The sequence below is a fragment of the Mycobacterium haemophilum DSM 44634 genome (assembly GCF_000340435.2).
Taxonomy (GTDB): Bacteria; Actinomycetota; Actinomycetes; order Mycobacteriales; family Mycobacteriaceae; genus Mycobacterium; species Mycobacterium haemophilum.
Genome location: NZ_CP011883.2, coordinates 3,145,281 through 3,166,894, shown reverse-complemented (window position 1 = coordinate 3,166,894; position 21,614 = coordinate 3,145,281). Strand labels below are relative to the sequence as shown.

At 62.2% G+C, this 21,614-nt stretch carries 15 protein-coding genes and 6 pseudogenes; 7 read left to right on the top strand and 14 right to left on the bottom strand.

Features of this window, described 5'->3' with window-relative positions:
- Window positions 1-65 precede the first annotated feature (65 nt).
- On the top strand, window positions 66-1,481 hold the full coding sequence (locus B586_RS14805) for a condensation domain-containing protein (protein WP_054879564.1): 1,416 nt from the start codon (window positions 66-68) through the stop codon (window positions 1,479-1,481).
- Window positions 1,482-1,544: 63 nt separating this feature from the next.
- The gene (locus tag B586_RS14800) at window positions 1,545-4,580 is read left to right on the top strand and encodes an MMPL/RND family transporter (protein WP_418001107.1); all 3,036 of its coding nucleotides are present in this window, start codon (window positions 1,545-1,547) and stop codon (window positions 4,578-4,580) included.
- 136 nt (window positions 4,581-4,716) lie between these two features.
- Here B586_RS14800 and B586_RS14795 read toward each other — a convergent pair whose 3' ends face one another.
- The 11 genes and pseudogenes from B586_RS14795 to B586_RS14755 form a co-directional block, all read right to left on the bottom strand.
- Window positions 4,717-5,304 carry a PPE family protein gene (locus B586_RS14795; RefSeq protein ID WP_054879566.1) on the bottom strand — a complete coding sequence of 196 codons (588 nt, stop codon included), beginning with the start codon at window positions 5,302-5,304 and terminating at the stop codon, window positions 4,717-4,719.
- Between the two features lie 47 nt (window positions 5,305-5,351).
- Window positions 5,352-5,651, bottom strand: a complete 300-nt coding sequence (locus B586_RS14790; RefSeq protein ID WP_054879567.1) for a PE family protein — start codon at window positions 5,649-5,651, stop codon at window positions 5,352-5,354.
- 390 nt (window positions 5,652-6,041) lie between these two features.
- Window positions 6,042-6,632, bottom strand: a complete 591-nt coding sequence (locus tag B586_RS14785) for a PPE family protein (protein ID WP_054879568.1) — start codon at window positions 6,630-6,632, stop codon at window positions 6,042-6,044.
- 46 nt (window positions 6,633-6,678) lie between these two features.
- A complete protein-coding gene (locus B586_RS22420) occupies window positions 6,679-6,807 on the bottom strand; it encodes a hypothetical protein (RefSeq protein ID WP_257720466.1) in 129 nt (42 codons plus the stop codon).
- Window positions 6,808-7,105: 298 nt separating this feature from the next.
- Entirely contained in the window at window positions 7,106-7,696 is a 591-nt protein-coding gene (locus tag B586_RS14780) for a PPE family protein (RefSeq protein WP_054879569.1), read from the bottom strand.
- A 47-nt stretch (window positions 7,697-7,743) separates the two neighbouring features.
- Window positions 7,744-8,043 carry a PE family protein gene (locus B586_RS14775; protein WP_054879570.1) on the bottom strand — a complete coding sequence of 100 codons (300 nt, stop codon included), beginning with the start codon at window positions 8,041-8,043 and terminating at the stop codon, window positions 7,744-7,746.
- A gap of 120 nt (window positions 8,044-8,163) precedes the next feature.
- Window positions 8,164-8,609: pseudogene (locus B586_RS22925) on the bottom strand (IS6 family transposase); the annotation flags it as partial.
- A gap of 72 nt (window positions 8,610-8,681) precedes the next feature.
- Window positions 8,682-9,767, bottom strand: a complete 1,086-nt coding sequence (locus B586_RS14770) for a PE-PPE domain-containing protein (protein ID WP_047314967.1) — start codon at window positions 9,765-9,767, stop codon at window positions 8,682-8,684.
- 159 nt (window positions 9,768-9,926) lie between these two features.
- Window positions 9,927-10,619: a GAP family protein gene (locus B586_RS14765; protein WP_047314966.1), complete on the bottom strand. Its 693-nt coding sequence runs from the start codon at window positions 10,617-10,619 to the stop codon at window positions 9,927-9,929.
- Window positions 10,620-10,651: 32 nt separating this feature from the next.
- Window positions 10,652-12,391: a fatty-acid--AMP ligase FAAL21/FadD21 gene (gene fadD21, locus B586_RS14760; RefSeq protein WP_047314965.1), complete on the bottom strand. Its 1,740-nt coding sequence runs from the start codon at window positions 12,389-12,391 to the stop codon at window positions 10,652-10,654.
- 180 nt (window positions 12,392-12,571) lie between these two features.
- A complete protein-coding gene (locus B586_RS14755) occupies window positions 12,572-14,203 on the bottom strand; it encodes a PucR family transcriptional regulator (RefSeq protein WP_156406795.1) in 1,632 nt (543 codons plus the stop codon).
- Between the two features lie 83 nt (window positions 14,204-14,286).
- Here B586_RS14755 and pruA point away from each other — a divergent pair, with 83 nt between their 5' ends.
- From pruA to B586_RS22150, 5 genes and pseudogenes are all read left to right on the top strand, one after another.
- Window positions 14,287-15,918, top strand: a complete 1,632-nt coding sequence (gene pruA, locus B586_RS14750) for an L-glutamate gamma-semialdehyde dehydrogenase (RefSeq protein ID WP_047315017.1) — start codon at window positions 14,287-14,289, stop codon at window positions 15,916-15,918.
- Window positions 15,918-16,913, top strand: coding sequence for a proline dehydrogenase family protein (locus B586_RS14745; protein ID WP_054880892.1), 996 nt, complete (start codon window positions 15,918-15,920; stop codon window positions 16,911-16,913). Before pruA ends, B586_RS14745 begins: the two co-directional genes overlap by 1 nt.
- Window positions 16,914-16,965: 52 nt before the next feature.
- The gene (locus B586_RS14740) at window positions 16,966-17,613 is read left to right on the top strand and encodes a TIGR03085 family metal-binding protein (RefSeq protein WP_047314964.1); all 648 of its coding nucleotides are present in this window, start codon (window positions 16,966-16,968) and stop codon (window positions 17,611-17,613) included.
- A 277-nt stretch (window positions 17,614-17,890) separates the two neighbouring features.
- A pseudogene (locus tag B586_RS22155) lies at window positions 17,891-18,190 on the top strand (PE family protein); the annotation flags it as partial.
- 712 nt (window positions 18,191-18,902) lie between these two features.
- A pseudogene (locus tag B586_RS22150) lies at window positions 18,903-19,214 on the top strand (PE family protein); the annotation flags it as partial.
- Between the two features lie 693 nt (window positions 19,215-19,907).
- On the opposite strand, the pseudogene B586_RS20325 reads toward B586_RS22150, so the two are convergent.
- From B586_RS20325 to B586_RS22525, 3 pseudogenes are all read right to left on the bottom strand, one after another.
- Window positions 19,908-20,155, bottom strand: a pseudogene (locus B586_RS20325) (WXG100 family type VII secretion target).
- Window positions 20,152-20,482 (bottom strand): annotated as a pseudogene (locus B586_RS14725) (WXG100 family type VII secretion target). Before B586_RS14725 ends, B586_RS20325 begins: the two co-directional pseudogenes overlap by 4 nt.
- Window positions 20,472-21,560, bottom strand: a pseudogene (locus B586_RS22525) (PPE family protein). The pseudogenes B586_RS14725 and B586_RS22525 overlap by 11 nt, the downstream one beginning before the upstream one ends.
- Between the last annotated feature and the right edge of the window lie 54 nt (window positions 21,561-21,614).

Here is a 21,614-nt window from a genome sequence, read left to right as displayed (position 1 = left end):
ATCGTCGGGGGATGATAGCCGCCCCAACCGGGGCATAGCGGGGAGTTCGAGTCAAGGAGAAAACGTTGCGGGTCGGGCCGTTGACACTAGGAACACTGCTGGATTGGGCACCCCGAGCGGGTAAGACCATCTCGTGGCAACCAACACCTGCCACCTGCGAGAAGGTGTCGCAGGCACCGGTGAGTTCGGTGCCGGTCGCCTACATGCAGGCGCAGCACATCCGCGGTTATGTCGAGCAGAAAGCGAAGGGGCTCGACTACTCACGGCTGATGATTGTCAGCTGCGACCAGCCCGGCCAATGTGATATCCGTGCGGTCAACTACATCGTCAACGCGCACCTTCGCCGCCATGACACCTACCGTAGCTGGTTCGAGTACACCGACGACGGCGAAATCATCCGACGCACGCTATCCGACCCCGCAGACATCGAATTCGTGCCCGTCGAACACGGCGAGCTGTCGTTGGCCCAAATACGCGAACTTGCGGTGAGCACACCAGATCCGCTGGAGTGGGGCTGCTTCCAGTTCGGGGTGATCCAAGCCGAGGAGCACTTCACGTTTTATGCCAGCATCGACCACGTCCACGTGGACGCGATGATCGTCGGTGTGACGCTGATGGAATTCCACATGATGTACAGCGCACTTGTCAGTGGCGCTGGTCCCCTCGAGCTGCCGGAGGCGGGCAGCTACGACGAGTTCTGCAGTCGCCAGCACCAATTCACCTCCATGCTTACTGCGGAGTCCCCACAGATTCGCTCGTGGACCCAGTTCGCTGAGCCTAACGACGGCAGTTTTCCCGATTTCCCGCTGCCACTTGGTGATCCGTTGCAGCCCACTGAGGCCGACATCGTCACCGTGACCATGCTCAATGAGCAGCAGACGGATCGATTCGAGGCGGCATGTACCGCCGCCGGCGCTCGTTTTGTCGGTGGTGTGCTGGCTTGCTGCGGCCTGGCCGAGTACGAATTGACCGGTGCCGACACCTATTACGGGCTCACCCCGCGCGACACCCGTCGCACTCCGACCGATATGTTGACCCAAGGCTGGTTCACCGGCCTGGTTCCGATCACGGTCCCTATCGCTGGCTCATCGTTCGGCGACGCCGCGCGCGCCGCGCAGAGTTCCTTCGACACCGACGTGGACTTAGCCGAAGTCCCCTATGACCGGGTGGTGGAGTTGGCGCCGACGGTGCACAAGCCGCGGCCGAACTTCCCAGTGATCAACTTCCTTGACGCGGGCACCGCGCCGCTTTCGGTATTGCTCACCGCGGGATTGGACGGCCTCAATATCGGTGTCTACAGCGATGGTCGTTACTCGTATCAGATGTCGATCTACGTGATCCGGGTTGAGCAGGAGACCGCGGTGGCGGTGATGTTCCCGGATAACCCGGAGGCCCAAGAATCGGTCGCCCGCTATCTGGAGACGTTGAAGTCCGTGTTCGAGCGCGTCGCCGAAAGTGGGCACTGGCGCAATGTCGCATGATCCCCGTCGCACCTGGCCGGCGCTATTGGAGGTGAACTCATCTTCGGTCGGTTAGGCGACATCGTGGCACGGTGGCCGTGGGTTGTGATCGGCTGCTGGGCCCTGCTTGCGCTGGTGCTCCCGATGACGGTGCCGTCGTTGACGGAGATGACTCAGCGTCATCCCGTCGCGATTCTGCCCGCCGACGCGCCGTCGAGCGTCGCAGCCAAAAAGATCTCCCAGGCGTTCCACGAGGCCGGCTCGGAAAACGTATTGATCGTGCTGCTGACCGACGACAAGGGGTTGGGACCGGCCGACGAAACCGTGTACCGCACGCTGGTGGATCGGCTGCGGCGGGACACCAAAAGCGTTGTGATGCTGCAGGACTTCCTCAGCACGCCGCCGTTGCATGAGCTGCTCGCCAGCAAGGACGGCAAGGCGTGGATTCTGCCGGTCGGCCTGGCCGGCGAGCTCGGCACGCCCACGTCCTACCAGGCGTATGTACACGTCGCGGCCATCGTGAAACAGGCCTTGGAAGGCGCAGCCGGATCGTCACTCCAGGCCAACTTGACGGGGCCAGCGTCCACCGTCGCTGACTTGACCGACGCCGGAGCGCGAGATCGCACGTCGATTGAGCTGGCGATTGCCGTCTTGTTGCTGATCATCCTGATCATCATCTATCGCAACCCGATCACCATGTTGTTGCCGCTGATCACGATCGGCGCATCGTTGCTGACCGCGCAGGCCGTGGTATCCGGCGTCTCAGTGCTGACTGGCCTGGCTGTGTCCAACCAGATGATCGTGTTGCTGTCTGCGATGATCGCCGGTGCGGGAACCGATTACGCGGTGTTCCTCATCAGCCGCTATCACGACTACGTCCGGCTGGGTTCTGGCTCGGCGCAGGATGCGGGTCGCGCCGTGCGACAAGCACTGACATCCCTCGGCAAGGTGATCGCCGCGTCGGCGGCGACCGTAGGCATCACGTTCCTCGGGATGGGCTTTACCAAAATCGGAGTGTTCTCCACAGTCGGTCCGGCACTGGCGATTGGGATCGCGGTAGCGTTCCTGGCCGCGGTGACCCTGATGCCGGCCATCCTGGTGCTCGCCGGGCCGCGTGGCTGGGTCGCACCGCGGCGTGACCGCGCCGGCGCATTCTGGCGGCGAACCGGGGTGCGGATCGTGCGCCGCCCGGTGGCCTACTTAAGCGCGAGCATGGTCATTTTGATTGCGCTGGCCCTGTGCGCCAGCCTCGTTCGCTTCAATTATGACGATCGCAAGCAGTTGCCGGCCTCGGACCAGAGCTCTGTCGGGTATGCCGCCCTGGAACGCCATTTCCCGGTCAACCAGACGATTCCGGAATACCTGCTGATCCAATCGCCGCACGATCTGCGCACGCCTCGTGCCCTTGCCGACATGGCTGAGCTGGCGCAACGGGTGAGCCAGATTCCGGGTATCGCCCTGGTCCGCGGGGTCACCCGGCCCACCGGAAAGCCGCTTGAAGAGACCAGCGCGACGTATCAGGCGGGCATGGTCGGCAAACAGCTAGGCAGTGCGTCCCACATGATCAGCGAAAGCACCGGAGACTTGAACCGACTGGCCTCGGGCGCTGGCTTGTTGGCAGACAAGCTCGGCGACGTACGCACCCAAGTCGGCCAGGCCGTCGCCGGCATCAATGGGCTGCTCGACAGTCTGGCGTCCGTGCAGAAGATGTTTGGTGGCGGTAAGACGTTGGGCGAGGTCGACACCGCCGGCAAGCTTGTCTCGAGCATGCGTGCCCTGGGCAACACGCTGGGGATCAACTTCTCAGCCTCGATGAACAACATCAACTGGGTCGGCGCCGTGGTCATCGCCCTCGATGCCAGCATGCTGTGCGACACCAACCCCCTCTGCGCCGATGCGCGCGCCCAGTTCCACAAGCTGCTCACCGCATCCGAAGACGGAACCCTGGACAATATCGCTAACCTGTGGAAGCAGTTGGGGTCCACGCAGTCCGCGCAGACCGTGGGCGCCACGATCAACGGTCTGGAGAAAACGCTGACCGCCGTTAATAGGTCGCTGCGCTCCTTGGGGCTGGATAATCCGAGTGCGATGCGCTCGAAGTTGATCGGCTTGCAAAACGGCACCAACGACCTCGCGAGCGCCGGCCGTCAGATCGCCGACGGTGTAGCGGTGCTCGTCGACCAAACCAAGACGATGGGCACCAGTCTGGGCCGGGCGTCGGCCTTTTTGACAGAGATGGGCCAAGACGCGTCACAACCGTCCATGGCCGGATTCAATATGCCGCCGCAGCTGCTCAACACGGAAGATTTCAAAAAACTCGCTAAGACTTTCATCTCGCCGGACGGCCATTCGGTGCGGTACTTCATTCAAACTGACCTCAACCCGTTCAGCAGCGCGGCCATGGATCAGGTCAACACGATCCTCAACGTTGCCAAGGGCGCCCAGCCAAACACCACCCTGTCCGACGCGTCGATCTACCTCTCCGGCTATACCGTGACGCTTCGAGACACCCGCGACTACTACGACCGAGATCTGCGACTTATCGTCATCGTCACGATCATCGTTGTGCTTTTGATCCTCATGGCACTGCTGCGCTCGATAGTCGCGCCGCTGTACCTCGTCGGGTCGGTGATTGTCTCGTATCTGTCGGCGCTCGGACTCGGCGTCTTGGTGTTCCAGGTGCTATTGCGGCAGCAATTGCATTGGAGTGTGCCGGGATTGGCGTTCGTGGTGCTGGTCGCGGTGGGTGCGGACTACAACATGTTGCTCGCATCGCGGCTGCGTGACGAGTCGTCACACGGCGTGCGTGCCAGCGTCATTCGTACCGTACGTTCCACCGGTGGAGTCATCACCGCGGCGGGCCTTATCTTCGCCGCATCGATGTTTGGTCTGCTGTTCGCCAGCATCGGAACCGTCGTGCAGGCCGGCTTCGTGCTCGGGTCCGGAATCTTGCTCGACACTTTCATTGTCCGCACTATTACCGTGCCTGCGGTGGCCGCTTTGCTGGGACGGGCGAGTTGGTGGCCCGCGCGGCCGTGGCAACAGGGCGCAGCCGATGATGACTCGGCAACGACGAAGACCGTGTTCGACGCCGTGACCGACGCCTCACCGGAAAGCTGAAGCTGAATCCTGTTGCCCTGCTTCTAGGCGGCCCGCATTGTCGCAGGGCTGAATTCGATTGCCCTGTTCCTCCTCGGGCCGCTGGGCGGCCCGCATTGTCGCAGGGCTAGCGAACAGGAACTAAGCGCCGCGCTAGTCAACCACTTGACGATGCCGACGAACCAGAAACCGATGTGTCCGTGCGAACCGGCTGGACCGACTCGGTGTTGTTGGTGATCGACGGTGGCGACGGCCACGGAGCCAACCTCGACGACGCATCCGCCAACCTGGCCCTGTACCTGTTCCACACCTGACCGTTATGGGTGCAGAACTGCTGGTATTGCTGGTCGAGTAGCGTGATTCCGTAGGTGTTTACCCCGAGCGGGTTATTGAGCAGCTGCGCTCGCCGGGTTAAGTTACCGCGGATTGCCGTTGGGGGCACCACATCGCGATGTGCACGCCAATAGCCCCTGATGATGCGCTCGATCTGATTTTGTGTCTCAACGAGCTGCTGACCGAGGTCATCCAGCCACGTTAGAAACGGCTTGGTTGCCTCAATCATCTGCATCGCCACGGGACCCGACCACTCTTCTGTCAGACTGACGAGCATTTGGTTGAATGACGACTTGAAGTCCAGTAGCTCCTCGCTCAACGACCCCCACTCGTCGGCGGCGCGCTGCATCGAGGCAGGACCCGGGCCCACACGCGTGTAGTTGGTGATGGTCTCCGCTCGTAGATCCGGCATTTGTTGTTCGTTGTTCCTTCTGGCTCGTAATAACTGTGATGACTCGTTTAGCCCATGGTCTTGGCGCTGTCGGCCTCGGCGGTCGCATACTGAGCAGCAGCGGCGTCCAAGGCGGACGCAAACTCCGCAAGAATCACCGCCGCCTCAGCGAGGGTCTCCCGAAACTCCTGCGCGTACCGGACTAGATGCGCTGCCGCCTTTTGCGAGTCCGGATCGGGCGCGGGAGCAACCACAGCGGTTATCGTTGGGGCCGCCCCAGCATCGACGGTCGCCGCCTCGTCACAAATTTTTCGCACGTACGCAGCCGCTTCCGTCAATACCGGAGGGGCTGTGGTCAGAAAAGACATACCAACTCCACTTCGTGACTAACGAATCCGCGCAAACTGCACCGGGCTAATCGCCTATCGATGGTTTGCGCTATCGGCCACACACGTTGGGGCCCAAGAGATAAAATCCGCGTAACTACTGCGAATCTGACCTCTCACAATACACGCTGCCACCAGATGGCGCCACTGTTCCGTTGATTCGCCCTCATCGTGGCATCACAACGTTGTTTGAAAATAGTTGTGGCACAGTGGGTGTAGGTGATTTGTTGCTAAATCAGGTTTCTGAGTGCGTCTTTCATGCTGCTGCGGCGGCTGTGGTTTCGTCCGAGATTGGCAATCGGTTGGTCATCTTGCGAACGGGAACCGTTGAGCCTTCTTATACGTTGGTGCAATTGCCAGCACCGCGCTAGGTCAACCGCTTGACGATGCCGACGAATCAAAGACCGACGTGTCCGTGCGAACCGGCTGGACCAACCCGGTGTTGTTGGCGATCGGCGGCGGCAGCGGAAACGGAGTTATCTGCGACAACGCGTCCGACAACTCAGACCTATACCTTTCCCACACCCGACCGTTGTGGGCCCAGAACCGCAGGTATTGTTCGTCGAGTTGCGCGATCTCGTGAGCGTTTTGCCCGAGCGGGTCATTGACCAGTAGCTGCGCCCTCCGCGTACGGTTAGCGTTGATCCGCGCCGTGGGCACCACAGTGTGATACGCATTCAAATAGGCGCAGATGATGCGAAAGATCTGCTCCTTGATCTCAAATAGCTTGACACTGAGGTCATTCAGCCATCGCAGAAGTGCCTTGGCTGCCTCAATCACCTGCGTTGCTATGGGACCCGACCACTGTGCTGTCAGAGAGAGCAGCATGTGGTTGAACCTCGACTCGAGGTCGATGATCTCCGCACGCAACACTCTCCACTGGCAAGCGGCGCGCCCCATCGAGGTAGGACCCGGGCCGACACGCAGGTAGTTGGCGATGGTCTCCGGTGGCAGATTCGGCATCGTTTGTTCGTTGTTCCTTCTGGCTCGCAACGACTGTGATGACTGTTTAGCTCAAGGCCTTGACGTTGTCAGCCTCGGTGGCCGCATACTGAGCAGCACTGACGTCCAAGGCGAGCGCAAACTCCTCAAGAATCGCCGCCGCTTTCGAATCCAGATCGCGCTCGGGAGCAAACACAGGAGTTCAAATCTGGGAAACTAGTGCAAATTCCCGACTTCCAACGGTACATGCTGTCACCTTATGGCGTCATTGTCCCGTTGATTCGTCCTCTTCGTGGCGTCACAACGTTGTTTGAAAATGGTTGTGGCACAGTGTGTGTAGGTGATTGATTGCTAAATCTGATTTCTGAGTGTGTCTTTCATGCCGCTGAGGCGGTTGTGGTTTCGTGCCGAGATTGGCAGTCGGTTGGTCATCTTGCGAACGGGAACCGTTGAGCCTTCTTATGTATTGGTGTAATTGTCGGTACCGCGCTAGGTCAGCCACTTGACGATGCCGAGGAATCAGAGACCGACGTGTCTGTACGAATCGGCTGGACCGACTCGGTGTTGTTGGCGATCGGCGGCGGCAGCGGAAACGGAGTTATCTGCGACAACGCGTCCGACAACTCAGACCTATACCTTTCCCACGCCCGACCGTTGTGGGCCCAGAACCGCAGGTATTGTTCGTCGAGTTGCGCGATCTCGGCAGCGTTTTGCCCGAGCGGGTCATTGACCAGTAGCTGCGCCCTCCGCGTACGGTTAGCGTTGATCCGCGCCGTGGGCACCACAGTGTGATATACATGCGCATAGGCACCGATGATGCGGGCGATCTGCTCCTTGGTCTCAAAGAGCTTGACGCTGAGGTCATTCAGCCATCGTAGAAATGGCTTGGCCGCCTCAATCATCTGCAGCCCCACGGGACCGGACCACTGTGCTGTTAGACCGACCAGCATGCGGTTGAACCTCGACTCGAGGTCCATGATCTCCTCACGCAACAACCTCCACTGGCGAGAGGCGCGCCCCATTGAGACAACATTTGGGCTGACACGCATGTAGTCGGCGATGATCTCCGGTGACAAATACGGCATCGTTTGTTGGTTGTTCCTTCTGGTTCGTAATGACTGTGGTGATTCGTTTAGCTCATGGTCTTGGCGTTGTCGGCCTCGGTGGCCGTATACTGATCGGCACCGGCGTCCAAGGCGAGCGCAAACTCCTCAAGAATCGCCGCCGCCGCAGCGATGGTCTCCGAATACTGCTGCGCGTGCCGGACTAGATGTTCTGCCGCCCTTTGTGAGTCCGGATCGGGCGCGGGAGCCACCACAGCGGTTATCGTTGGGGCCGCCGCAGCATCAACGGTAACCGCCTCAGCACGAATCTTTCGTGTCTCCGTAGCCGCGTCGTTCAATGCCTCGGGGGCTGTACTCAGAAATGACATGTCAACTCCACTTCGTGAATTAACGAATCCGCGCAAATTGCATCGGACTGATCAACTGCACCGCCGACAATCATGCGAGCATCAATGCCGTGCATTGCACCAGTTCTCGGATCCTGGTCGCTGATAGCAGTTCTCAGCCCGATTGTTCAGGTATCTCGAGTGGCGCACTGGGTCACCGACACCAGAAGCTCGCGGCGAGTGATCTGATAGCTCGCCAGCTTGTCGGTGATAATCACCCGCGGCGCATAACGCGGGCCCGTGAGCAGTTTGTGGAAAACCGCTTGGCCGCTTTGGCACTTCGTCGCGACTGAGCGAACATATCGGGTAGGCCACGGTGCTGGTCGACGGCACGCCATAGGTAATAGGTCATGCCGGGTGATCTTGATAAAGACCTCGTCGAGATGCCGTATGTCGCCGGGGCGGGGCCGGTCGACACTGACGCAGCTGGTTGGCGTAGTCCGGCCCAAACTTGGCTCACCAAGAGCCGATCGTCTCGTAGCTGACCGCGGAAACCGCGGACCAGTATGTATCAACTCCTCAACGTTGCGTAGGCTCAGCGCAAAACGATGCTACACAGCACCGCGCTAGGTCAACAACTTGACGATGCCGACGCGTACTAAAGCCTGATAAAAGTCAGGTCAGCCTGGGGGTGGCGGGAGGATCGAGCGAACCTGGGCGAAGGCATCGAGGATGCTGTCGCGGAGCCCCGGGTCGATGCTGGTGATCGGGTCCATACCGTTCACTGGATCTACAGAAATCGGCTTGTCGAACGGATTGTCGTTGTACGCATACGCGGCATCGATTTTCGGCTGCAGCACCGCATCGATTTGATCCACCAAAGCGTCGGACCAGCCAAGGTAGCGCAGCGGCAACGTCAACGGAAGATGATTCAGAGGAATGAAATACGTCGTCGTCTTGGCGCCCCGTGAGTTAACAGTGGTCTTGATGTTCTGCGGGGGCACATCGCCAGGATTGAGGAACGCCGATGGGGTGTGCGAGATTGCTGCCCCGGCGGCGCAATTCAGCTGAGCTAATAGGTTGTCTGCCCGGTCAGGAAAGTCGGACAGCCCATCGTAGGCGGCGACAATTCGGTTGCTGTCGTACTGGCTGTCCACGTGCGGGGGCATCGTGTAGTCGATCAGCGGGATATAGTCACCAGGTCGGAAGATGCTGGCAAGCACGCTCTTGCCGAATCCTTGGTATCCCGACGGATCACCGAAGGTGTTGAACGTCAACTGGTCTGGTGGTGGCGCCGTCGGGTCAGTGGCGAGCCGCGCCTGTTCGGTGTCGAGCGCAAGGCTGCCCTGGGACAAGCCGACGACGGCGCCCGGCTCGGTTCCCTGGTGAATGGCTTGGTTTAGGTTTTTCGTCGCTACGGCAATCGCCTCGCCGATAGTCACCTCGTCTCGAGGCCCCGGCACCAAAAACGTCGGCACATAGCGAAAAGGGGCCCCGGCGGGGTAGTCGATGAGCTTGCGCTTGATGTCCGGAAAGAAACCCTCGCCGGCCCGGATGGTGTAGTAGTCCCAGTCAAAGGTCGGCGGTCTCGCGCCGCCCAGCGCATAGACGACTTTGGCGGGCGAGTCCTCACGCACCGGAACCGGGCTGGGTGGCAGCCATGGTTCCCATGGTGTCCCGGGCTCGGCTGAGGCGACGGCCGGGCCAAATCCACCGGCCGTACCCACGGTCAAGGCGGCAAGGGCCGCAGCCAGCAGTCGCTTCATCTCGTATTCTTCTCCCCGAGTAACCCGCTGGGGCTGTGCATCCGCGTAATGGTAGCGATTTTCGCGCCGCAATGCGCGCCGAGCCGCGATGCAAGGACGTTTACGGTACTTACGGTACCGCATGGTTGCCGGTTGCCGCGCAGTAACTTGGACACCCGCTCACAGCCCAGCTGTGCCGACTGCGAGCAGGACGCAGCCGACTCCGGCCAGCAAAGTGGCAACTTCGAGACGGCGGCGTGATCGGATCCAGTCGTTGAGCGCCGCCATCCATGCCCGCGTCGCATCGGGCGCCAGCAGGTAGGCGGCGAGCGGGATCTCTATCAGCGCGAAGGCTACGACGTTGAACATCAGTAGTGCCCCGACTTGTGCCGTGGCTGCGGCGTCGGAGGCCAAAATGACAGCAAGGGCGGCCAAATAGTCCACAGACGGCAGCGCGATCCCCAGGCCGGCCACGCCCGCGACCCAGAGCGAACCCCCATTCAACAGTCTTGCGAGCGGTCTTGGTGCCCACTTTGACAGTTTCGGCGGGCCCGAAGCGCTATCGACCGGAGACTCCGCTGGTTGCTCGCGGTTGACGGCGACCTTCACGGCCAGTACGGCGGCGACCAACAGAGCCAGCACACCGATCAGAATTTGCACCTTGGGCAACGTGAATTGTGTTGAGGCCATGAGTCTGCGGCGAAAGACGAACAACACAACGAAACCCACGGTCATCCCCATCGCGAATCCGCCGCACAGGAATGCGAGCAGTTGCAGCATCGGTCTGGGTCTGTTCAGCATCAGTACCGTCATGCCGATCCGGAACGGTTCGAGGCTCACTGCGACGGCCATCACCAGGATAGTGATCCACATGGTAACTCGTGGTGGTCAGCTAGCGGGTGCGCTTAGCCGTCCAACCGGGAGAACTGCTGTCGCCGGTACTGCTCGACACAGGCGGCCCGTCTGATCTTGCCGCTCGTCGTGGTGGGAATCGACCCCGGTGGTACCAGAACGAGGTCCGCGACGTTTAGGCCGTGCGCCTTGGATATCGCCGCGGTGACGTCGTTCTTGACGGCGGCGAGCTTCTGCATCGCCTCCTCATCGGAATCGCCGCGCTTTTTGACTTCGATAATGGTGACCAATTTCTCGGTCTCATCAACCGGGACGGATATCGCCGCGACCCGACCACCGGTGATCTGCTGGACCGTCGATTCGATGTCCTCGGGGTAGTGGTTGCGCCCATACACGATCAGCAGATCTTTCATACGGCCCACGATGAACAGCTCATCCTCGGAAATGAATCCGAGGTCTCCGGTCCTCAGCCACGGTCCCTCGGGCGTGCCCGGCGAGGGGTTGGCCACCGTTCCGCCGAAGGTACGTTGGGTCTCCTCTGGTTTATGCCAATAGCCTTCGGCGACGTTGTCGCCATGTAGCCAGATTTCACCTACCGTTCCTGCTGGGCACTCGAGGCACGTCTCGGAATCCACGATTCGCACTATCGGCGACTTCGGCGTGCCGTAGCTCAGCAGCGGCGCGCCACTGCGTGCGTCGCACCGTTCCACGGTGCCTTCCGACAGCTTCTCGGGTTCGAAATAAACGACCTCCGGCGAGCCCCCCTTAGGGCGGCTGGCGGCATAGACAGTTCCTTCGGCTAACCCGTAGGAGGGCAGCAGCATGTCGTCGCGGAAATTGAATGGGGCAAACCGATCGGAGAACCGATTGAGCGTGGCGGGGTGGACTCGTTCACTGCCGCTGAGGATGCCCTGGCAGGCGCCGAGATCGAGGCCGGCCATATCGGCGTCTGATGTCCGGCGTGCAGCCAATTCGAAGGCGAAGTTCGGCCCTCCCGAAAACGGGTGGCTGCTGGTGGCCAGCGCTTGGATCCACCTGGCCGGACGTTGCAGGAACGCGATGGGACTTGTGAGCTCGCCGCGCCAGCCGCCCAGGATGGGTGCGACGACGCCGAGAACCAAGCCCATATCGTGGTAGAACGGCAGCCACGACACGATGGTGAGATCAGGTGGCGCCGCGCCGTTGGTAGGCGCGAAGTAGTCAGCCATCAGCTGTTGGAAATTCACCATAAGGTTCCGGTGCGTGATCATGACTCCGGCTGGCAGGCGGGTCGAGCCCGAGGTGTACTGCAGGTACGCCGTGCTCGGCGCACCGGTGAGCCGAATACTCGATGGATTCTCGGCGTCCAGATTTGGTGAATCGACTTCGATGATCGTCGGGACGGCGTCGGTGTTCGGTTGACGAACGTAGTCGGCGACTGCTTCGGCAACCGCAGACGTCGTCAGGACGACCGAGGGCGAGGTGTCGGCAAGCACCGCACCCACACGTTCGTCATGGGAGCCGGCTTGCGGCACCGACAGCGGAACCGCGATAAAGCCGGCCTGCATCGCGCCCAGGAACGCGACGATGTACTCCAGACCCTGGGGAGCCAATATCACGGCCCGGTCTCCCATCGAGCCGTGCCGCCTGAGCTCGTGCGCAACGTTCAAGGTTCGCTGATACAGCTGCGCCCAGGTCAGCGATTCGCGGACGCCCGCCCAATCCTGCTCGTAGTCGGTGAAGCTGAACGCGACATCGTCGGGCTGCAGACCAGCACGTTCGCGCAGGAGGGAGAGGACGGACGAGTTGTGCATGGGCGTTAGGTTACCGTCTCAGCCGGGGTCGGCGAGACGATGCGTTGGCGCCGGGGCACTGCGCTTCGTCACTCGAGCGGTCCGAGCGCTCGAGCGTGAAGCTGGCCGCACGCTGGAGCTCGAACGTGCGGCCAGCTTCACGCTCGGGCGCTATGTGCCGTGCGGGACAGCATATCGCGGCTAAGCCGAACGCTCCGTGACCCGCAGTCCTAGCGAAAAGAGCAGCCGCACATCAGGATCAGCGAGCGATGTCGACAGCAGCTGCTCAATCCGCCGGACCCGGTAACGCACAGTGTTGGGATGCACGTGCAGCCGCTGCGCGGCAGCGGCGATGTCGCCGAAGCTGTCCAGGTACGCTCGTAGGGTCTGGGTCAGCATCGGATCCCGCGACCGTAGGTCGTGCACCCGCGGGTCGACCAGCCGTTCGTCGGTGCCAATCAAGGTGATGATCTCGTCGAGTAAGACGGTGGTCCGCGCTTCGGCCACGGATGTCACCTGATCAATCGAGACCGGGTGGCGCTCAGCGCTATCGAGCACGCGGTCGACTTCGACACGTGCCGCAGCAACGCCGGACAAACCAGCGATGGGCGCGGCGATGGCGGCCCGCAAGGCTACGCCTAGCTCGGTTTGCAGTGCCCCGATCGCGCCGCGGACCCACGAGGTAACCGAGCGCGTCGTCGTGGTGTCTGGTAACAGCACGTAGATCCGCGATCCCTGAGAGGCGACCTGGGCGTCACGGCGAAAAGCGCTGGCGCTCAATGCCAAGACGTCAGCCGGTCGCGCATGGCGGTTCCCAGTGTGCTCAGCGTCCCCGTCGAAGCCGATCAGCGCGGCGTTCCCCTCGGCGGCGAGGCCGAGTTCGCGGGCGATGACAGCCGCGGTGTCGGCTGGCGAAACCTCCATGTCGCCGAGACCCAGCAGTTGCTGCAGCCGCCGCGCGTGTGTGGAGGGTGTAGCTGCCAGCCGCGACATGATTCGGGCCGCTAACACCGCCGCCCCCCGCAGTATCTCTTCGGCGTCGTCGGCCAACGGCTGTGCGCCTTGCTGCACCCAGATCGCGCCGGCAAACACCGGTGGTCGCCGCGGCGCGATCGGCGGTCGATGGATCCCGATCGCCAGCCTAGGACGCAGACCCAATTCCGGGCGCTCGCCGACGCGCACTACTTCGCCGCCGGCCCGGAGTGCATCGAAGATGCCCCATTGGCCGATCCACTCCAAATGTTCTGGCGGGCCGGCACGTCCAAGGATGGACATGCGTCGCAGCTCGTCGGCTTCGTCGTTGGAGGCCGAGTAGGCGAGGACATGTGACTGGGCGTCTTCGATGCTGACCATGCCGTGGATGCGGTCGGCCAGGGACTGCGCCAAACCGAACAGATCGGTACCCGAGTCGTCCGCGGGGTCGCCGCGGTCCCCCAAAGACGGCTGGTGATGTTCGAAGACGTGGTTCACCAGCTGGTAGAGCCGCTCCCACCGGGCCCGCGGCTCCACGGCCACCACCGCTGATCCGGCCGCGACCGCCGTGGACACCAATGTGTTGGACGGCTCCTTGACAAAAATAGCCACCGGCGCGCGCCGTGCTTGCTGGTGGAGCCACCGCAATGCTTCGGCTTGCTCCTGCTGGGGGATGCCCAGCAGGAAGAACACGTCGGCCGCACCCGTCGCCGCGGCCAGGCCTAGACGCACATCATCGGAGTCGATCAGCGCCGCCGAGCCCACCGGAAGGTCTAGGCCCCGCGGCGCGTCAACCAGGCTGACCATGGTCGCGTCCAACGCAAGCAGCAGCTGGCCCAGCCCAACACCGGCCACCCGCATATTGTCTGATTCTACTACATTGCCCGTCCTATCTTGTCTGATCAGCTAACAAGATGGGGTGCCGCGTCGAGGATCCTGGCAGCATGGACGCGATCACCCAGGTGCCGACACCGGTCAACGAGCCAGTCCACGACTATGCGCCGCAATCCCAGGAACGCACCCGGTTGCGCACCGAACTGGCGGCGCTGGCTGACCACCCGATCGAGCTCCCGCATGTCATCGCCGGTAAGCATCGGATGGGTGACGGAGAGCCGATCGACGTCGTCCAGCCGCACCGGCACGCTGCGAAGCTGGGCACCCTGACCAACGCCACGCACGCGGATGCCGCCGCGGCGATCGAGGCCGCGATGGTCGCAAAGAATGCTTGGGCAGCAATGCCTTTCGACGAGCGGGCTGCGGTGTTCCTGCGGGCCGCCGAGCTGCTGGCAGGGCCGTGGCGGGAAAGGATCGCTGCCGCAACGATGCTCGGCCAATCCAAGTCCGTCTACCAGGCCGAGATCGATGCGCCGTGCGAGCTGATCGACTTCTGGCGGTTCAACGTGGCGTTCGCGCGGCAGATCCTGGCGCAGCAGCCGATCAGCGGACCGGGGGAGTGGAACCGCAGCGACTACCGCCCGCTGGATGGCTTCGTCTACGCGATCACGCCGTTCAACTTCACCTCGATCGCCGGCAATCTGCCGACCGCGCCGGCGCTGATGGGCAACACGGTGGTGTGGAAGCCGTCGATCACCCAGACCCTGTCGGCGTATCTGCTCATGCAACTGCTCGAGGCCGCGGGGTTACCGCCCGGGGTGATTAACCTGGTCACCGGCGACGGTTTCGCGGTCTCCGACGTGGCGCTGGCCGATCCGCGGCTGGCGGGCATCCACTTCACCGGATCGACGGCCACCTTCCAGCATTTGTGGCAGCAGGTGGGCGCCAACATCGGGCGCTACCACAGCTATCCGCGGCTGGTGGGCGAGACCGGTGGGAAGGATTTCGTGGTTGCCCACGCCTCGGCGCGCCCGGATGTATTGTGCGCGGCGTTGATTCGCGGAGCCTTCGACTACCAGGGCCAGAAATGCTCGGCGGCGTCACGCGCGTTCATCGCGCATTCGGTGTGGCAGCGGATGGGCGACGAATTCCTGGGTACTGCAGCCGAGCTGCACTACGGCGACGTCACCGACCTGACCAACTACGGCGGAGCGCTGATCGACCGACGTGCCTTTGCCAAGAACGTCACTGCCATTGAACGGGCGAAAGGCACGGCCGCTGTCACCATTGCGGTGGGCGGCGAATATGACGATAGCGTAGGTTATTTCGTGCGTCCGACGGTCTTGCTATCCGACGACCCGACCGACGAGTCCTTCGCGACCGAGTACTTCGGTCCGCTGCTGTCGGTGCACGTCTACCCCGATGACCAGTACGAGCGGATCCTCGACCTCATCGATACCGGGTCCCGCTACGCGCTGACCGGTGCGGTCATCGGCGACGACCGCCAGGCTGTCCTGACGGCGCAGCACCGACTGCGGTTTGCCGCGGGCAACTTCTATGTCAACGACAAGCCGACGGGGGCGGTGGTCGGGCGCCAGCCGTTCGGAGGTTCGCGAGGCTCGGGTACCAACGACAAGGCGGGTTCGCCGCTGAACCTGTTGCGCTGGACGTCGGCACGTACCATCAAAGAGACGTTCGTCGCGGCCACCGAATGCAGCTACCCGCACATGGCGTCGGACTGATGGGCGGACTGTTCGCCCACACTGTGCGTCCGGCGATGCTGGCGGCTAGCCGGGCTGACAGGTTGCGCCGTACCGTCGAACGATCGCGGCTCACCCGCCGGGTGGTGCGCCGGTTTGTCCCCGGCGACACACTGGACGGTGTGTTGGACATCGTTGCGGCGCTGCGAGATTCGGGCCGTTATGTCAGCATCGACTACCTGGGCGAAAATGTCACCGACGCCGACGACGCTGCAGACACCGTGCGAGCGTATCTTCGCCTGCTGGATGCGCTGGGCAGGCGGACCGACGCAGTACGCGATGGCATACGGCCGCTTGAGGTATCGCTGAAGCTTTCGGCGCTTGGGCAGGCGTTGGATCGCGACGGCGAGAAGATCGCCTTGGACAACGCTCGCACCATCTGCGAGCGGGCCGAGCGGGTCGGCGTCTGGGTCACGGTGGACGCCGAAGACCACACCACCACCGATTCGACGCTGTCCATCTGTGGCGACCTGAGGGTCGACTTCGGATGGCTGGGCCTGGTTTTACAGGCCTACTTGCGACGCACGCTGCGCGATTGCGCGGAGCTGGCCACGGTTGGAGCGCGAGTCCGGTTGTGCAAGGGTGCCTACGACGAACCGGCAGCGGTGGCCTACCGTGACGGTGCCGCCATTACCGACGCGTATCTGCAGTGCCTGCGCGTGCTGATGGCCGGATCAGGTTATCCGATGGTGGCCTCCCACGACCCGATGGCGATCGGCGCGCTACCTAGAATGGCGCGCGAATCAGGCCGTAACGCCAGGGATTTCGAATACCAGATGCTGTATGGCATCCGTGACGACGAGCAGCGACGGCTGGCAGCCTGCGGCAACCAGGTACGCGTGTACGTGCCGTTTGGCACCCAATGGTACGGGTATTTCATGCGGCGGCTGGCCGAGCGCCCAGCCAACCTGACATTCTTCCTGCGGGCCTTGGCGCAGCACGGTCACGGAGCGCGCCTGGGTCGGGTGCCGGGTTGATCTAGTGGGGGATACGCGAACGCAGGCCGAATCGCGTTGGCACCATGGAGATATGGAAGACCTTCAATTTGATACCCAGGAGCGCCTTGCGCTGTGCGATCTCTTCCGAAAACTCGGTGCTGACGTACCCACGCTGATAGAGGGCTGGACCGCCCAAGACCTCGCCGCCCATCTCGTGCTGCGTGAACGCGATCTCATCGTTGGCCCGTGCATGGTCCTTCCCGGGCCGTTCCAACGGTTTGCGGAGCGACGCAGAGTGCAGTTCGCCCGGCAGCGAGAATTCGGGTGGCTTGTCGCGCGGATCCAGTCTGGCCCACCGCCCGGATTCTTCCGCATCGGATGGGTCCGTTCCCTGGCGAACCTCAACGAGTTCTTCGTCCACCACGAGGATGTGCGCAGAGCCAACGGCATGGGCCCTCGCGATACCCTCACGCCAGCATTCGAGGCTGCCTTGTGGCGAAATGTCCGTCGCGGCGCTCGCTACCTGAGTCGGAGGTTGCGCGGGGTGGGTTTGGAGATCGGGTGGGCGGGGACCGACGAGTGGATGACGGTTCGTAGGGCCCAATCCACTGCTCGACTCAGCGGTCCGCCTGGCGAGCTGCTGCTGTACCTGTTCGGGCGCAAGCGCGCGGCGCAGGTCGAGGTGACTGGATCGGCACAGACGGTCACGACGGTGCACCGGACGCACTTCGGGATGTGAGGTGCTCAGGCGAGACGGGTGATAATCCAAATCAAGGTTTCCGGTCGTGGAGTCACCACGGTGTAGCCCGCCGCAAGTGTGTGCACTGTGCACCGTTGTGGGTATTTGGCTGCGGTGGTTTGAGGAGATTTACCCTGTCGCGGTCGTTGCGCGCCGATGATCATTGGCGGCGGCTCGCGTCAGCAACGTAGTCCGTGCGCACAGCGCCGACTTCCGGATCGCTGGGGTGCGCTACTGGTACTTGATCATCACTGGCAGTTGTTTGAGGAGAACTCTGATGTCTCATCCATTTCCCCATCCGTTTGTGACGGTAGAACCGGGCGCTCTCGGGGCAGCCACCGGAGATTTGCAGGGCGTCGGTGCGCAGCTGGCCGCTAGCAATGCTGCGGCGGCCTGCGCGACGACCGGTATTGTGCCGGCGGCCGCCGACGAGGTGTCGGCGCTCAACGCGCTGCACTATAGCGCGCAAGGGGAGCTCTACCAGGTGATCGCGGCGCAAGCCGCGGTGATGCATCAGCAGCTTGCCGACACCCTTGCTACCGGCGCGGATTCGTATGTCACCACCGAAGCCACCAACCAGACCAACCCGGCGGACATTCCGCAGATCCCACAGGAGGAGATCGCGAACCTTCCCGCTGGCCTTAATTTTGAGGAAATCCGTCAGATGTATGCCCAGCCCTATGGCCCGCCGGTACTTCCGCCATTGCCTGAGCCGGACCCGGTGCCCTTACACCCGGTATTTACCTACGTCACCTATCAGGATTTCTGCAATTTCAGTTATGACGATTTCTTAGATATGTATGACTATATGGATAGTCTGCCGTGGGGTCCGCCCGGGTCAGACCTATCGCTGGAGCCGGACCTAGCGTATGACCCGCCGGGGAGTCCGCCAACGCAAGAGATATGGCTGGATGAGGGAATGGACGACCCGATGCGGCAGTTCATACGCTACGGACATTTCGGCGTGGGGCCAGGTGGTGGTCCAGGCATATAAACCGGTGTTGGTGCAGTGCCTGCAAGCTAACGTGCGCACAACGATTATCAGCAGAATGCTGACGGCTGATCGGTCATGGTGTGTGCGTTGTGCACCATCGAGTCAGCGAATTGGCAAGGGTTTTGGTGGATTTACCCTGGTGGGGGCGTTGCGCGCCGGCCATTATTAGCCGCAGTTCGCATCAGCAAAGCCGCCGGTGCGCATAGCGCAAGTGACTAAATCACTGGGGCGCGCGCTAACGGTAGGTGATCATCGATCGCGGGCAGTTGCTCGGGTTATTTGAGGAGAAACTCAGATGTCTCATCCCTTTCCCCATCCTTTTGTGACAGTAGAACCAGCAGCCCTCACGGCAGCCGCCGGCGACTTGCAGGGCATTGGTGCCCAGCTGGTTGCCAGCAATGCTGAGGCCGCCCTCGCGACGACCGGTATTGTGCCGGCGGCCGCCGACGAGGTGTCGGCGCTCAACGCAGTGCACTTTAGTGCGCAAGGTGAGCTCTACCAGGTGATTGCCGCTCATACCGCGGTGATCCATGAACAGTTTGCCAACACCGTTGTCACTGGTGCGGATTCCTATGCCGACGCCGAGGCGACCAACGCGGCGGCGGCGGCCGAACAGGCCGCCCACTGGGATAACGTCCCGCAGATTCCACTGGACGCGCCCGGAAATGACTTCCCACAGATTCCAACGGACGCCGACTGGGATAACGTCCCGTTTGGAGCGGACGCCGATTGGGGCAGTAGCAGCACTAGCAGCAGTAGTGGTAGCGATTCCGACTTCGTCATCTACGGGGATAACGAAGGTAACATCTACGGGCGCAAGATAATCCCGGACAAGATTGGTAGGCTCGGCGGCGAGTACCTCATCGACTGGCAAACCTACCAGGCTCCGGCAATGCCCGAGCAACAGCCGTTCTACAGAAGTTAACCGTTCCCAACTGGGCCCGGATGAAGCATCCTGCTGGTAACTGATGTACGCACGCCGTGCCGTGGCTGATTAGTTGGTGGTTGGTGCGGATTCGTGTACGCGATCACCTCACGTGGCGATCCACGCGATCAATAGTCACATCGGCCACAGGAGTACCGGGAGCCGGCAATCACCCTATTGGTCGGTTGCGTGATGGCTTGCGAATCGTCAACCGACCTGCTTTGAGCGCGATGGCTAGGACGATTAAATCTGTTGATACACAGCATGGTTCGCGATAATAGGGGCGCTCACTTTGAGCCGGGGCTGGAACATTCGTGCGCACCCGCCCGACGACCGCGCCAACACCAACACCCCAATCCGCGACACCGGTGCGCACTACACAATCCTGCAACAGGCTCCAGAGTGTTGCGGGTTAGACCCAACCCGCTCGTAAATCATCTGAAAGTTGCGGCCCAAATCGGTGATGAACCTGCTGGCAGGACGCCGAACCGGCGCCGCCCCAAAAGTTCGCGGCCGCAAGCACATCGCGCACGATGGCTTGATGTTCAGCCTCCAGCGAGGCGGCCTGGGCGCGGATGGTGGCCCCGTGGGCGTCAATATCGCCGAAACTGATAGTTGATCATCGTGATAGCTCTCCTGATAGGTAAATGGTTGGCGAGCTGCTCAAGACCCGCTGGAAAGCGTGCTCTTGGTGCTCGTAGTTGTTGGCGTCGCGCGCTAGCTCGTCGCGCACCCCGTGCAGCATGTTCACGATGTTGCGGAACGCCTGATCCATCCGCCCGATGGTGTCGTACGAGATCGCCTGCGCGGTCCCACTCCAGCCCGCGCCCGCGATGTTCAGCGACCACGCCCACATCTTTGCGGGCCTCGTCCTCCACGATCTCGAGGTTATGGGTCCGACCCGCCCGGGTGCGGCTCAAACCCTCACGGCCGCAACTGCTATCCGGCAGCCACGTAACGGGGCATCACAAGGGCACGCGATGGCAGGCGCAGCGAGTCGCTACCCCCGCCGCTGCCCATGCCGGAGGCCAGCTACCCCAGGGGCAGCCCGCCCAACGTGTTTGCCGACCCGGTTTCGGCGGCACCGGACAGGCTGTTGGTCAGCGGCAATGCGCTCGCGGCCACACCCGAACCCCTCAAACCGGATGTGCTGCCAAGCGATTCCACCGCTGTGGCCCCGTCTTGGGCCACGGTTTGAGCTGCGCTAGTCGCCGCTGAGGTGAAATTTTTCATCAGCGAGCCCATAGTGTTGGTCATCGACATACCCGAGTTCGTCGTCGACACCTGGTTGTTGACCATCGAGACGACGCTGCTCAACGGCGCCACGGACGAGTTGGTCGCCGATAACAACTGGGGGGACTCGGTGGGCATAGCGGCTTGTTGGGCCCCGGGCGTGGCCAGTTGTTGCAGCATCTGGGGCGCGATGTTCATCACCTGACTGGCTGCGTGTTGAGCAACGGCCTGGACAGTTGCGGTGGCCTGCTGGCCCAGCCCGGCCTCATTAACCACCGCTGGCGCCTGCTCAAACGGCGTCGTTGCGCTTGCCGCGGCCGCCGAAGCACCCGCATAGCCATACATCGCCGCCGCATCCTGGGCCCACATCTCGCCATAGAGCATCTCGTTGATCGCGATCGCTGGGGTGTTTTGCCCTAACAAGTTGGTTGCGATCAGCACCGCGTTCTCCGCGCGGTTCTCCGCAACCATCAGCGGCGGCACCGTCATCGCAAATGCCGCCTCGTAGGCGGCCGCGGTGGCCTTGGCCTGACTAGCAGTCAGCTCGGCTTGAGCCGCGGTCTGGCTTAGCCACGCCACATACCGTCCAGTCGCTCCCGCCATCAACGCCGACGCCGCACCCAACCAGCTCGCCGTCAACCCCCATACCACCGACTGAACCGACTGCGCTATAGAAAACAGCTCAACGGCCAACCCGTCCCACTGCGCGGCAGCAACCAACATCGGGCCAGAACCCAAACCCGCGTACATCCGCGCGGAGTTAACCTCCGGCGGTAACACACCAAAATCCAACATCTTTCTTACCCTCCTACTGCTTGCTGTATCAGCGTGCGCTACAGGAGATTTGGC